Source organism: Aeromonas sp. R4-1, assembly GCF_040908325.1.
In the GTDB taxonomy this organism is placed as follows: domain Bacteria; phylum Pseudomonadota; class Gammaproteobacteria; order Enterobacterales; family Aeromonadaceae; genus Aeromonas; species Aeromonas veronii.
On the sequence record NZ_JBFODM010000031.1, the window covers coordinates 48,643 to 62,075 of the forward strand.

The following is a 13,433-nucleotide window of genomic DNA, read 5'->3' on the forward strand; positions in this document are numbered from 1 at the left end:
ATTCCCCTCGCCCACAGATAAAAAAACGGCTCCATCAAGGAGCCGTTTTCACTGAATTGAACTGACGATTACTCGACGGTGGCTTCCACGCTGGTGAAGTACTCGATCTTGGCCGCTTTACGCAACTCGTCGATCAGAGATTTGTAATCCACCTGGGCTTTGCCCTGACCCAGCTGAGCTTGCAGCATGGCGGCCATACCGGATGCGGCGGCAGGGACGTTGACCTTGTCCAGCGCAACCACAACGCGGTCACCATTGGTCTCGGCAACCAGAGCCACGCTCGGCTTGCCGTCGATCGGATGGGGCAGCGTGAACGCCTGGGCAATCAGGTTCTGATCAAGCTCGCGATCGAAGCGGGCAACCCCTTTGTGGGTCTCCACTTTCAGACCGAGTGCAGTCAGATCGGCGGTGATGCTCTCACCAACTTTCAGCTTGTCCAGCAGGCCCTGGGCCTTGCCACGGGCCACTTCGCTAGCCTTGTCATGCTTGATGGCGGCAATCACCTGCTCTTTCACCTCGGCCAGCGGCTTGACCGCTTTGGGCTTGTGACCAGTGATGTGCAGCACCAGCGCCTTGCCGTCAGCCAGCTCGATCACGTCGGAGTTGGTGTTGTCATCGCGCAGCTGTTCGGAGAACGCAACAGAGAGCACCTTGGGATCGTTCAGCGGAGCCGGAGCAGTCGCCTGGGTGAAGAAATCGGAAGATTGAACCTTCATCCCCATGGCATCAGCGGTCAGATCCAGCGAGTCCGGGTTTTCGAAGCTGTTGTCAGCCATCTTCTGCTGCTCGGCGAAGAAATTCTCCTTGGCCTTGTCAGCTTGCAGACGAGTGATGGTCTCTTCTTTCACATCGGCAAACGGCTTGGTCTGGGCTGCTTCAACCCCCAGCAGCTTGATGATGTGGAAACCGAACGGGCTCTTCACCACGCCGGAGAGATCGCCAGCCTTGTTCAGGGCGAACGCGGCTTTCTCGAAGGCCGGATCCATCACCCCTTTCTCGAACCAGTCCAGCTCACCGCCTTTTTTGGCAGAGAAGGTATCGGAAGAGTCAGCCTTGGCCAGCGCAGCGAAATCATCGCCCGCCTTGGCTTTGGCCAAAACGGCTTCTGCTTTCTGCTCGGCCGCTTTCTCATCCTTGCCAAACGGGATAAGGATGTGAGCCACGTGGCGACGCTCGGCACGCTGGAACAGATCCTGGTGCTGATCGTAGTAATCCTGGGCATCCTGCTCGGTGACCTTGATATCCTTGGCGAGGTTGGCAGCGTCCAGCAGCAGATAGTCGACCTTGACCTGCTCGTCGTTCATGAAACGGGCGCCATTGGTCTTGTAGTACTGCTCGAGCTCGTTGTCGGAGACCTGAACGTCAGCCATGTAGTTGGCGGCAGCCAGACGCACCAGACGCAGATCGCGAGTCTGGTTGTAGAGCTTGTCGAGCTGCTCCGCTTCACCCTTGAGGGAGAATTCGGTGCCCAGCAGGGCGCTCATCAACTGTTGACGCACCATGTCCTGACGCAGGGAGTCACGGAACATTTCGGGAGTCATGCCGGCACGACGGATCAGTTGCAGGTAACGGTCATTGTTGAACTTGCCGTTCTCGGCAAACTCCGGCATGGCCACGATGGCTTGTTTGATCTGTTCGTCACTGATACGCAGACCCAGTTCACGGGCCTTGCTGTCCAGCAGCGCCTGATCGATCAGGCGATCCAGTACGCCACGGCGGAACTGTTTCATGTAATCGGGGTTCGCGGCCAACTGGCTGAATGCCTCTCCCATCTGGGATTCCATGCGGGCGCGCTCGTTACGGTAGGCATTTTCCAGTGCCGCAGCACTGATCTCGGTGCCATTGACGGTGGCGGGGGCGGTACGGGCCGGGCCGTTCAGGTAACTACCTACACCAGCCAAGGCAAAGGAGAGGATGATCAGGCCCAAGATAACCTTGGCTACCTTGCCCTGCGCCCCTTCGCGTAGTTTATCCAACATCATGTTTGTACTTATGCTCCCGAACTCGATGGGCGTAAACAATAAAAAGGCGCACCGATTGCGATGCGCCTTGGTCAATCAGTATGAGAGAAGACTCTCTAACTTGTCTGGTCTGCGACCAAGGACGGTAGCCGACGGATATCAGCGACCGACTTAGTTAACAGCGTCTTTCAGGGCCTTACCGGCTTTGAAGGCAGGAACTTTACCAGCAGCGATTTCGATGGTCGCGCCAGTCTGCGGGTTACGGCCTGAACGGGCAGCACGCTCGCGTACAGCGAAAGTACCGAAACCAACCAGAGCAACCTGGTCACCCTCTTTCAGCGCTTCACCAACAGCATCAATGAAGGCATCCAACGCACGGCCAGCGGCAGCTTTGGAGATATCGGCACCGTCTGCAATCTTGTCAATCAGTTGAGATTTATTCACTCTTATATTCCCCTTTTATCAAACACCGCTGCGGCGCTGATTTCCCTGGCCACAACAAGTGGAGGTTTTATAGCAAGCCTCCTGATCAGTTGCAAGTGACAATCTGGCGCAAACCCGCGCCACACAACGCATTGCGACTCATCACGAGTACCCGATCGGTGGTCAAGGCTACTTCCGTTATCGGGCGCATGCAAGCCTTAACCACCCGCCGAATGCGCCAAATTTGCGGCGCATCAACATTTACACGACAGAAACGCGCTCAAACCCCTGTGGATTGTCCTGCAACGCCAATTCCAGCACCTCGTCAATCCAGCGAACCGGATAAATTTCAAGGTCTTGTTTGACGTTTGCTGGGATCTCCTCGAGGTCACGCTCGTTCTCTTTCGGAATAAGCACTCGCTTGATGCCGCCACGATGGGCTGCCAGCAACTTCTCCTTGAGACCACCGATGGGCAGCACTTCGCCGCGCAAGGTGATCTCCCCTGTCATCGCCACATCAGCACGAACCGGATTACCGGTCAAGCTGGAGACCAGGGCAGTACACATGGCGATACCGGCGCTCGGACCATCTTTCGGGGTTGCCCCTTCCGGTACGTGCACGTGGATATCGCGCTTCTCGTAGAAGTCGGCGTTGATGCGCAGCTTCTCGGCACGGGCTCGTACGACCGTCATGGCCGCCTGGATGGACTCCTGCATCACGTCACCGAGGGAACCGGTATAAGTGAGCTTGCCCTTGCCAGGCATGTTGGTGGTCTCGATGGTGAGCAGATCGCCCCCCACTTCGGTCCACGCCAGACCACACACCTGACCCACCTGGTTCTGGTCGGTGGCCTTGCCGTAATCGAAACGCTGCACCCCGAGGAACTCCTTGAGGTTCTCCTGATTGACCTGAACATGCTTGATGCTCTTGTCCAGCAGGATGCGCTTGACCGCCTTGCGACAAATCTTGGAGATCTCGCGCTCCAGACTCCGCACCCCCGCCTCGCGGGTGTAGTAGCGGATCACTCCGACCAGGGCAGAATCTTCGATGGTGATCTCGGACTCTTTCAGGCCGTTGCGCTGGATCTGCTTGGCAACCAGATGCTGCTTGGCAATGTTGAGCTTCTCATCTTCGGTGTAACCGGAGAGACGGATCACTTCCATCCGGTCCAGCAAGGGGCCCGGGATGTTCATGGAGTTGGAGGTGGCCACGAACATGACGTCCGACAGGTCATAATCCACTTCCAGGTAGTGATCGTTGAAGCTGTTGTTCTGTTCCGGATCCAGCACTTCCAGCAAGGCGGATGCGGGATCGCCACGCATGTCCGAGCTCATCTTGTCGATCTCGTCGAGCAGGAACAGCGGGTTCTTCACACCGACTTTCGCCATCTTCTGGATGAGCTTGCCGGGCATGGAACCGATGTAGGTGCGACGGTGACCGCGGATCTCCGCTTCATCACGTACCCCACCGAGGGCCATCCGCACATATTTGCGACCGGTCGCCTTGGCGATGGACTGGCCCAGCGAGGTCTTGCCCACACCGGGAGGCCCAACCAGACAGAGGATGGGGCCCTTGAGCTTGTTCACCCGTGCCTGTACCGCCAGATATTCGAGGATGCGATCCTTGACCTTCTCGAGGCCATAGTGATCGGCATCCAGCACCTCTTGCGCCTTGCCAAGGTCTTTCTTGACCTTGGAGCGCGCCTTCCACGGCACCTGTACCATCCAGTCCACATAGCTGCGCACCACGGTAGCCTCGGCGGACATTGGAGACATCATCTTCAGCTTGGCAAGCTCGGCCTGGGCCTTTTCACGGGCATCTTCCGGCATGCCAGCCTCTTCAATCTTGCGATTGAGGGCTTCAAACTCATCCGGGCTATCTTCCAGCTCACCCAGCTCTTTCTGGATGGCCTTCATCTGCTCGTTGAGGTAATACTCGCGCTGGCTCTTTTCCATCTGCTTCTTGACGCGAGTACGGATGCGCTTCTCGACCTGCAGCAGGTCAATTTCCGACTCCATCATCGCCATCAGGAATTCGATGCGCTCGGAAACCGAGACGATCTCCAGCACCTTCTGCTTGTCTTCCAGCTTGAGCGGCATGTGGGCCGCCATGGTATCTGCCAGACGCGCAGCATCGTCGATCGCCGAGATCGAGGTCAGTACCTCGGGCGGGATCTTCTTGTTGAGCTTGATATAGCCTTCAAACTGGCCGATGGCGGAGCGAACCAGCACTTCCTGATCCTGCTCCTCAATGGCTTGGGAGGGGATGTACTGGGCCTCGCAGACAAAGAAATCCTTGTCGTCGATCATCCGCTCCAGGCGGGCACGCTGTCCCCCCTCTACCAGCACCTTTACGGTGCCGTCCGGCAGCTTGAGCATCTGCAGAATATTGGCCACTGTCCCGACGGTGAAGATCTCCTCCACCGTTGGCTCATCGGTTGACGCATCCTTCTGGGCCACCAGCAGAACTTTCTTGTCCTGCTCCATGGCCGCTTCCAGACAGCGAATGGATTTTTCCCGCCCCACAAAGAGTGGAATGACCATGTGGGGATAAACCACCACGTCACGAAGAGGCAGGACGGGAATCTCGATGCGTTCTGAACGCTCTAGGTTCATATATGTCCTCTCGGCTTGTTATACCGTTGGCAAAGCGCTTGGCTGAGTATATGGGGGCGCTGAGATGAGATTCAATCGCCGAAACCGTAAAAAGCATGAAAGGGGCAAAAAGCCCCTTCCATTTGATTAAAAATCAGACATTTACTCTGATGCAGCAGCCTGAGTTTCGGGATTTTCGTAGATCATCAAGGGCGCAGAGTCCCCTTTGATCACGGTCTCGTCGATCACCACCTTGCTGACCCCTTCCAGAGAAGGCAGGTCATACATGGTATCCAGCAGCACGGCTTCCACGATGGAACGCAGACCACGAGCACCGGTTTTACGCTCCATCGCCTTGCGGGCAATGGCGTTGAGCGCATCGTCACGGAACTCCAGCTCAACCCCTTCCAGATCGAACAACGCAGCGTACTGTTTGGTCAGCGCGTTTTTCGGCTCTTTCAGGATCTGGATAAGGGCAGACTCGTCCAGCTCGGTCAGGGTCGCGACCACCGGCAGACGGCCGATGAACTCGGGGATCAGACCATACTTGATCAGATCTTCCGGCTCTACCTTGGCGAAGGTCTCGCTCAGGGTGGCCTTGGCATCCTTGGATTTCACCTCGGCGCCAAAACCGATACCGGTTCCCTTCACGGAACGCTGCTCGATCACCTTGTCCAGACCGGCAAAGGCACCGCCGCAGATGAAGAGGATCTTGGAGGTATCAACCTGCAAGAACTCCTGCTGCGGATGCTTGCGACCACCTTGCGGCGGTACGGAAGCGATGGTCCCTTCGATCAGCTTGAGCAGTGCCTGCTGTACCCCTTCCCCGGAGACATCTCGGGTGATGGAGGGGTTGTCCGACTTGCGGGAGATCTTGTCGATCTCGTCGATATAGACGATGCCACGCTGGGCCTTCTCTACGTCGTAGTCGCACTTTTGCAGCAGCTTCTGGATGATGTTCTCCACGTCCTCGCCCACATAACCGGCTTCGGTCAGGGTGGTCGCATCGGCCATGGTGAATGGCACATCCAGCAGACGAGCCAGAGTCTCGGCCAGCAGGGTTTTACCGCTACCGGTCGGGCCAATCAGCAGGATGTTGGATTTGCCAAGCTCCACACCACTGTTTTCGCCGCTGTTGCGCAGACGCTTGTAGTGGTTGTAGACGGCAACGGCCAACACCTTCTTGGCGTACTCCTGCCCGATCACATAGTCATCGAGATGAGCGCGGATCTGATGAGGGGTCGGCAGCTCGTTACCATCGCGCTTGGGCGAGATCTCGCGGATCTCTTCGCGGATGATATCGTTGCACAGCTCGACGCACTCATCACATATGTAGACGGAAGGGCCAGCGATCAGCTTGCGCACTTCATGCTGGCTTTTGCCGCAAAAAGAGCAGTAGAGCAGCTTATCACCCTCACCCTTGCGTTTCTCTGTCATTCAGCAACCTCGTTTTATCAATAGAGGATGGATCGGCCTGTTGAGTTTACAACAGACCGGGACCCCCTGCTCAGCTACGCTGGCTCAGGACACCATCAACCAGACCATAGGCCACGGCCTGCTCGGCGGACATGAAGTTGTCACGATCGGTGTCACGCTCGATGGTAGCCATGTCCTGACCGGTGTGGAACGCCAGGCGCTCGTTCAGGGTATTTTTGATCTTCAGGATCTCCTGGGCGTGGATCTGGATATCAGATGCCTGACCCTGGAAGCCACCCAGCGGCTGGTGGATCATTACGCGGGCGTTAGGCAGGCAGAAACGCTTGCCCTTGGCACCGCCAGCCAGCAGGAAGGCCCCCATGGAGCAGGCCTGCCCCATGCAGACGGTGCTGACATCCGGCTTGATGAACTGCATGGTGTCGTAGATGGACATGCCCGCAGTCACCGAACCACCCGGCGAGTTGATGTAGATATAGATGTCCTTGTCCGGATTCTCGGATTCGAGGAACAGCAGCTGAGCCACCACCAGATTGGCCATGTGATCTTCAACCTGACCGGTCAGGAAGATCACCCGCTCTTTCAGCAGACGGGAGTAAATATCGTAGGAACGTTCACCCTTGGCAGTCTGTTCGACCACGATGGGGACCAGCGCATTGCTGGGAGAATCGGTCATATCGTTATAGTTCTTGTACATAAGGCATTGTCCCTAAAATAAAATGGCCCGAGTGGAGATCACACGAGCCATTATACTTAACAGTCTTGACCTTAAGTCAAATGTTCTTAGGCAGCGGCGCCAGACTTGTTGATCACTTCGTCAAAGGCAACTTCTTTTTCGGTCACTTGCGCTTTGGACAGGATCAGGTCGATGGCTTGATCTTCTACTGCCAGGTTACGAACGCCGTTCAGCATCTGTTCGTTCTTCTGGTAGTACTCGATCACTTCCTTCGGATCTTCGTAGGCAGTCGCCATGGACTCGATGATGCTGTTTACACGGGCATCGTCAGCCTTGATCTCGTTGGTGCGGATCACGTCACCCAGCAGCAGGCCTACGCGTACACGACGCTCGGCTTGAGCCTGGAACAGTTCAGCCGGCAGCTCGGGAGCGTTACCGCCCTGGAAACCACCGAAGCGCTGCAGAGCCTGCTGACGCAGTGCGTCGATCTCTTGAGCAACAGCTGCTTTCGGCAGGTCGATTTGGTTGGCTTCAACCAGACCGTTCAGAACCTGCTCTTTCACGCTGTTTTTCAGGGCTTGAGCCAGTTCGCGCTCCATGTTCTTGCGCACTTCGGCTTTCAGCTCTTCAACAGAACCGCTTTCGATACCGAAACGCTTCACGAACTCTTCGGTCAGCTCAGGCAGGATCTGCTCTTCAACCTTGATCAGCTTGGAAGCGAACTTGGCTTCTTTGCCTTTCAGGTTTTCAGCGTGGTAGTCAGCCGGGAAGGTCACTTCGATGGTGAACTCGTCGCCTGCTTTCTTGCCCATGATGGCGTCTTCGAAGCCTGGGATCATACGGCCAGCGCCCAGAACCAGGTTGAAGCCTTCAGCTTTGCCGCCATCGAACTCTTCACCGTCGATGGAACCGACGAAGTCCATGGTCACACGCATGCCATTGGCAGCGGCAACATCGGCATCAGCCCAGGTAGCGTGCTGCTTGCGCAGGGTGTCGATCATGTTGGCCAGATCTTCGTCCTTCACGGTCGCAACCGGCTTCTCGACCTTGATGGTCTCGAGACCTGCAACTTCGAACTCCGGATACACTTCGAAAGTGGCGGTGAATTCGAAATCCTGACCTTCTTTGATCTCTTTCGGATCCATGGTCGGGGCACCAGCCGGGCTCAGTTTGTTTTCGATGATGGCTTTGATGAAGTTGCTCTGCATCATTTCATCAGCAACGCGGGCGTGAGCCATGGCGCCGAACATCTTCTTGATGATGGCAACCGGAGCCTTGCCAGGACGGAAACCGTCGATGCGACGAGTTTTGGCCAGGCCATTCAATTCTTTACGCACAGCGGCGTCTACGGTAGCAGCCGGTACAGTGATGGTAAGACGGCGTTCCAGACCCTGGGTTGTCTCTACAGAAACTTGCATTCTTCTACCTCGTTCAACTCAGCACTGTGTGCTGACCCTTTATTGCCCCTGGGCAAAGCCCGGAGTCTTCCTGTTTATAAAGACAACGATATGTCTTTGTGATGAGAAAATATGACGCGGCATTATAGCGGCGCACTTTGGTCGAGTCGAGCCACACATCCCCCAGATTGAGCGGCGTGCAAGCACAATTCGTGCAAAACTGCCCTTTATATGGGGAGAGAGGTGCCCGACTTCAACTATCCGATGGCAATAATTTTGCGTTTGCTCACCTTTTTTCATCCGAACGCCGCTTTATTACCCATCTTTCGCCGAAAAACAGCCCACCGTTGCGGGCGGCGACTCAATTTGACCAGCCAAATGGCGATTGGACCAATCAACCATTGCGTCCCTACCCCTCCCTCGTTATGGTGGCAACCAAATTGATGATCTGGAGTCACTCACATGGCCTTTTTCCGCTTCTTGTTCAATCTGCTCTGGTTTGTACTGGGAGGTGTCTTTATGGGCCTGGCCTGGTGGCTGGCCGGTCTTGTCTGCTTTATTTCGCTGGTCGGCATCCCCTGGGGACGTGCCTGCTTCGTGATCGGCACCTTTACCTTCTTCCCGTTTGGCAAGCAGGCGGTCAATCGCAAGACCATGACCGGCCAGAGCGATATCGGCACCGGCACTCTGGGGCTGATTGGCAATATTCTCTGGTTCGTGCTGATCGGTGTCTGGCTGGCCATCGGCCACATCGCTTCCGCACTGGCCTGCTTTGTGACCATTATCGGTATCCCGTTCGGTATCCAGCACCTCAAGCTGGCACTCATCAGTCTGGCGCCCATCGGCCAGATGATTGTGACCAATCAGGAGGCGGAATCGGGCCGCTATATCCGCTAAACACGGGAAATGCGCGGGCAGACGCTGCCCTGCAACGAAAAAAAGGGCAGACTAGGGTCTGCCCTTTTTTATTCTCTTTTGTTGAGGCCATCATGTTACCCAGCCATTTTTTTGCCAATCTCGCCCGCATGAAACTCATCTACCGCTGGCCCCTGATGCGCAACATCCAGCCGGAAAACATCGCCGAGCACAGCCTGCAGGTGGCCATGGTGGCCCATGCCCTCGGCGTCATCAAAAATCGACTGTTTGGCGGCAGCGTGAATGCCGACCGCGCCGCCGTGATGGCCCTCTACCACGACAGCAGTGAAGTGCTGACCGGCGATCTGCCCACCCCGGTCAAATACTTCAACCCCGAAATTGCCCGCGAGTACAAGAAGATAGAGCTGGCCGCCGAGCAGCGTCTGCTTGGCATGCTGCCGCCGGAGCTGGTTGAGGATTTTCGTCCGCTGCTTGATTCAGCAGCCCAGGATGACGAGCTGGCCAGGCTGGTCAAGGATGCCGACACCCTCTGCGCCTATACCAAGTGTCTGGAGGAGATCAACGCAGGCAACCGGGAGTTCGAACCGGCTCGCAAGCGCCTTGAAGCCATGCTGGCAGCGCGGATGAGCGATGAGATGCGCTACTTTATCGACACCTTTGTAGCCAGCTTCTCCCTGCCGCTCGATGAGCTTAACGCTCACTAAGCCAGTCTACATGACCTGAAAACAGCAGGGCCCGCCGGTTTGCACCGACGGGCCCTTCGTAATTTATGGCGTATTAGATGCGGCGCATCAGTGACCCAGCTCGCGGGAGGGTACCAAACCGCTCGCCCGCCAGGCGGGATAGAGGGTCGCCACCAGGCTCATCAGGATGGCGGCGCCCGTCACGATAAGCAGATCCTGCATATGCAACTCGGTCGGCAAGAAGTCGATGAAGTAGATATCCGGATTGAGGAAGCGGTGGCCGATGAGCTTTTCGACAACGCTCAGGATCTGGGTCAGCTTGCTCGAAAGCAGCCCGCCCAGCAGGGCGCCGAGCAGCGCTCCGGCCACGCCGTTGACCATCCCCTGAATGACGAAGGTGAGCCGGATCTGGCCGGGGCTCGCCCCCATGGTTTTCAGGATGGCGATCTCGCTGCGCTTCTCGTTCACCGCCATCACCAGGGTGGAGACGATATTGAAGCAGGCGACGGCCACCACCATCAGCATCACCACATACATGACGGTACGCACCATCTGGATGTCCTGATAGAGGTAACCCTGACTGTTCATCCAACTGCGGATATAGACGTGATGGGGGAACTGCTGCGCGGCGGCTACGGTGATGGATTGCGCCTTGAGCACATCGCTCACCCGCAGGCTGAAGCCCTCCACATCGCTGCCCATGGCGGTGATCGCTTGCGCATCGGCCAGATGCATAAAGCCGAGCAGACCGTCGAGCTGACCGCCAATTTCCAGCAGCCCCACCACGGTCAGGGCTTCGCGGCGGGGATTCTTGATCCCCGCCTGATCGCCCCCTTGCGGCAGCAGCAGGGCGACCGACTCCCCCACCTTGACCCCCAACTTGTCGGCGATGGTCTTGCCAAGGATCACCCCACGTTCACCCGGTTGCAGCTCACGCAGACCACGGCCCGTCATGTATTTGCCTGCATCCGACAGATTGGCTTCCAGATCGGGCAGCACGGCGCGCAGTTGCACCCCCTTGAGGGCAGAGCCATGCTCCAGCAGGCCATTGAGGCGAATGACCGGCGCTGCCGCCTCAACGCCCGGCTGAGCCAGCAGGTAGTCGCGCAGACGTGGCCAATCCGGCAGCGGCCGCTCGACGGCGTCCAGCTCACCTTGCGGCACGACTGAGAGCACCCGATCTTTAAGCTCCCGCTCGAAACCGTTCATGGCGGAGAGGCCCAGGATCAGCGCCATCACCCCGAGGGCAATACCGATCAGGGAAGAGGCAGAAATAAAGGCGATAAACCCGTTGCGACGGCGGGAGCGGCTGTAACGCAGGCCCAGAAAGAGGGGCAGCGGCTTGAACATCAGGCAACCTCCGCCATCACGCCGCTCACCAGGGTCACCCGGCGATGGAGCTTGGCCGCCAGGCTCAAGTCGTGAGTCACTACCACAAACGCAGTGCCCAGCTCACGATTCAGTTCACACAGCAATTCGTACACTGCCGTGGCACTGGCGTGATCCAGATTGCCGGTGGGTTCGTCCGCCAATACCAGACTCGGTTCGTTGACCAGTGCTCGGGCGATCGCCACACGTTGACGTTCGCCACCAGAAAGCTCGGAAGGACGGTGATTCAAGCGATGGGAGAGCCCCACCCGCCCCAGCATCCTGGTTGCCTTTTCGGTGGCAATCGCCACCGACTCACCGGCGATCAGCAGCGGCATGGCCGCATTTTCCAACGCACTGAACTCGGAGAGCAGGTGGTGGAACTGGTAGACAAAGCCCAGCTCGCGGTTGCGAAAACGGGCCTGGGTGCGGCTGTCCCAATGGTGGATATCCTCCCCCTTGAACAGCACGGCGCCGCTGGAGGGGTTGTCCAGCGCCCCCATCAGATGCAGCAGAGTGGTCTTGCCGGAGCCGGAGCTCCCCACTACCGCCAGCATTTCACCGGGCGCAACGCAGAGATCGATCCCCTTGAGCACCTGAGTCTCCAGCTCCCCCTCTTTATAGACATGATTGAGCGCCTGGCAGCGCAGCAGAGGTTCACGGGATACGGCTTCATTCATAACAGGGGCTCCACTTACGCCAGTGACCACAGAGGCACCAGTAACAACGCCGGTACTCGCACCGGAGGTAACAACAGAAGATGTATTATTCACGGCATTACTCATAACGCAGCGCCTCGGCCGGTTTCACCCGCGCAGCGCGGGCCGCCGGGTAGAGGGTGGCACTGAAGCTCAGCAGCACGGCGCCCAGCAAAATGGTAATGACCTGAGCCGGCTCGACAATCACCGGCAAGCCACTGCCGCCCGCCGCCATATAGAGGTTGAGCCCCACCGCATTGAGCAGAGGGTTGAGACCCAAGGAGAGCGCAAGGCCCGCCAGTCCGCCAAACAGGGCACCAATCACCCCGCTGGAGGCGCCAAGTACCATGAAGATTTTGACGATCCCTGATTCACTCATGCCCATGGTGCGCAGGATGGCCACTTCGCCCTCCTTGTCCGTCACCACCATCACCAGCGCGGAGAGGATGTTAAAGGTGGCGACGGCGATGATCAGCACCAGCATCAGCCCCATCATCCGTTTTTCCATGGCGACCGCCTGGAACAGCTCGCCCCGCTCGCGGCGCCAATCCTGCCACAGCAAGCCATCCGGCAACGGCGTCTTGATCACCTCGTCAGCGGCAAAGGGATCATCGAGCCAGAGGCGAATGCCACCGACGGTTTCTGGCGGCAGACGCAGCAGCCGCTGGGCATCCCCCAAGGCGATCAGCGCAATCTGGTTATCCACATCGGCGCCGACCCCGAAGATGCCGGAGACGGTAAAGAGGCGCTGGGCCGGTACCTGACCAAACGGGGTGAAGCGGGTCCCTTCAGTCAGGATCAGACGAACCTGATCGCCGATGGAGACATTGAGGCGACGTGCCACCCCCTGCCCCAGCACGATGCGGTAGTGGCCGGCCTGCAGGGTATCGAGGCGCCCCCCCAGCATCTGGGAGTGGAGGATGTCATCCTTGGGCCACTTCGCAGGATCGATGCCCTGCACACTCACCCCGGTCAGCTGGCCGGGACTTTGCAGCATCCCTTCGCTGTCGAGCATGGGGGCCGAGGCGACCACATGGGGTAATTTGGCCAGATCCGGCAAGCCTTGCGGGTCGGCATCAATGCGGCCAGCCTGATTGGTCACCACCACATGGGGGATCACCCCGAGGATGCGCCCTTTGAGCTGCCCTTCGAAACCGTTCATCACCGAAATGACCACCATCAGGGCGGCGACCCCGATGGCGATGCCAAAGGTAGAGAACAGGGAGATAAATGAGACGAAGCGATTGCTGCGCTTCGAGCCTGCATAACGCAGGCCGATGGCCAGCGAAAGGGGCTGAAAAAGTCCGGTCTTCAAGGATATG

The 13,433-nt window shown here is 57.8% G+C and carries 11 protein-coding genes; 2 read left to right on the forward strand and 9 right to left on the reverse strand.

Annotated features, from left to right (window positions below):
* Nucleotides 1-68: 68 nt before the first annotated feature.
* From ppiD to tig, 6 genes are all read right to left on the reverse strand, one after another.
* Nucleotides 69-1,982, reverse strand: a complete 1,914-nt coding sequence (gene ppiD, locus AB5Y90_RS04095) for a peptidylprolyl isomerase (RefSeq protein WP_307895025.1) — start codon at nucleotides 1,980-1,982, stop codon at nucleotides 69-71.
* Between the two features lie 150 nt (nucleotides 1,983-2,132).
* Entirely contained in the window at nucleotides 2,133-2,405 is a 273-nt protein-coding gene (hupB, locus tag AB5Y90_RS04100) for a nucleoid-associated protein HU-beta (protein WP_005315375.1), read from the reverse strand.
* A 240-nt stretch (nucleotides 2,406-2,645) separates the two neighbouring features.
* The gene (gene lon / locus AB5Y90_RS04105) at nucleotides 2,646-5,000 is read right to left on the reverse strand and encodes an endopeptidase La (RefSeq protein ID WP_307895027.1); all 2,355 of its coding nucleotides are present in this window, start codon (nucleotides 4,998-5,000) and stop codon (nucleotides 2,646-2,648) included.
* A 141-nt stretch (nucleotides 5,001-5,141) separates the two neighbouring features.
* Nucleotides 5,142-6,416 carry an ATP-dependent protease ATP-binding subunit ClpX gene (gene clpX / locus AB5Y90_RS04110; RefSeq protein WP_005336977.1) on the reverse strand — a complete coding sequence of 425 codons (1,275 nt, stop codon included), beginning with the start codon at nucleotides 6,414-6,416 and terminating at the stop codon, nucleotides 5,142-5,144.
* A gap of 70 nt (nucleotides 6,417-6,486) precedes the next feature.
* Entirely contained in the window at nucleotides 6,487-7,110 is a 624-nt protein-coding gene (gene clpP, locus AB5Y90_RS04115; RefSeq protein WP_005336979.1) for an ATP-dependent Clp endopeptidase proteolytic subunit ClpP, read from the reverse strand.
* Between the two features lie 86 nt (nucleotides 7,111-7,196).
* A complete protein-coding gene (tig, locus tag AB5Y90_RS04120) occupies nucleotides 7,197-8,507 on the reverse strand; it encodes a trigger factor (RefSeq protein WP_005336981.1) in 1,311 nt (436 codons plus the stop codon).
* 441 nt (nucleotides 8,508-8,948) lie between these two features.
* Between tig and AB5Y90_RS04125 the strand changes: the two genes are divergently transcribed.
* On the forward strand, nucleotides 8,949-9,383 hold the full coding sequence (locus AB5Y90_RS04125) for a YccF domain-containing protein (RefSeq protein WP_005336982.1): 435 nt from the start codon (nucleotides 8,949-8,951) through the stop codon (nucleotides 9,381-9,383).
* A 92-nt stretch (nucleotides 9,384-9,475) separates the two neighbouring features.
* Nucleotides 9,476-10,066, forward strand: coding sequence for a 5'-deoxynucleotidase (yfbR, locus tag AB5Y90_RS04130; protein WP_257123122.1), 591 nt, complete (start codon nucleotides 9,476-9,478; stop codon nucleotides 10,064-10,066).
* Between the two features lie 87 nt (nucleotides 10,067-10,153).
* Here the strand turns inward: yfbR and lolE are convergent, their stop codons facing one another.
* The 3 genes from lolE to AB5Y90_RS04145 form a co-directional block, all read right to left on the reverse strand.
* Nucleotides 10,154-11,395 carry a lipoprotein-releasing ABC transporter permease subunit LolE gene (gene lolE / locus AB5Y90_RS04135; protein ID WP_307895028.1) on the reverse strand — a complete coding sequence of 414 codons (1,242 nt, stop codon included), beginning with the start codon at nucleotides 11,393-11,395 and terminating at the stop codon, nucleotides 10,154-10,156.
* The gene (lolD, locus tag AB5Y90_RS04140) at nucleotides 11,395-12,093 is read right to left on the reverse strand and encodes a lipoprotein-releasing ABC transporter ATP-binding protein LolD (protein ID WP_307895029.1); all 699 of its coding nucleotides are present in this window, start codon (nucleotides 12,091-12,093) and stop codon (nucleotides 11,395-11,397) included. The genes lolE and lolD overlap by 1 nt, the downstream gene beginning before the upstream one ends.
* Before the next feature lie 97 nt (nucleotides 12,094-12,190).
* Nucleotides 12,191-13,426 carry a lipoprotein-releasing ABC transporter permease subunit gene (locus AB5Y90_RS04145; RefSeq protein WP_236294646.1) on the reverse strand — a complete coding sequence of 412 codons (1,236 nt, stop codon included), beginning with the start codon at nucleotides 13,424-13,426 and terminating at the stop codon, nucleotides 12,191-12,193.
* Nucleotides 13,427-13,433 lie beyond the last annotated feature (7 nt).

Excerpts from the sequence above, each read along its gene's own strand:
- lolD (WP_307895029.1), bottom strand. The coding sequence starts at position 12,093 with ATGAATGAAGCCGTATCCCGTGAACCTCTGCTGCGCTGCCAGGCGCTC.
- clpX (WP_005336977.1), bottom strand. The coding sequence starts at position 6,416 with ATGACAGAGAAACGCAAGGGTGAGGGTGATAAGCTGCTCTACTGCTCT.
- clpP (WP_005336979.1), bottom strand. The coding sequence starts at position 7,110 with ATGTACAAGAACTATAACGATATGACCGATTCTCCCAGCAATGCGCTG.
- ppiD (WP_307895025.1), bottom strand. The coding sequence starts at position 1,982 with ATGATGTTGGATAAACTACGCGAAGGGGCGCAGGGCAAGGTAGCCAAG.
- lolE (WP_307895028.1), bottom strand. The coding sequence starts at position 11,395 with ATGTTCAAGCCGCTGCCCCTCTTTCTGGGCCTGCGTTACAGCCGCTCC.
- AB5Y90_RS04125 (WP_005336982.1), top strand. The coding sequence starts at position 8,949 with ATGGCCTTTTTCCGCTTCTTGTTCAATCTGCTCTGGTTTGTACTGGGA.
- tig (WP_005336981.1), bottom strand. The coding sequence starts at position 8,507 with ATGCAAGTTTCTGTAGAGACAACCCAGGGTCTGGAACGCCGTCTTACC.
- lon (WP_307895027.1), bottom strand. The coding sequence starts at position 5,000 with ATGAACCTAGAGCGTTCAGAACGCATCGAGATTCCCGTCCTGCCTCTT.
- yfbR (WP_257123122.1), top strand. The coding sequence starts at position 9,476 with ATGTTACCCAGCCATTTTTTTGCCAATCTCGCCCGCATGAAACTCATC.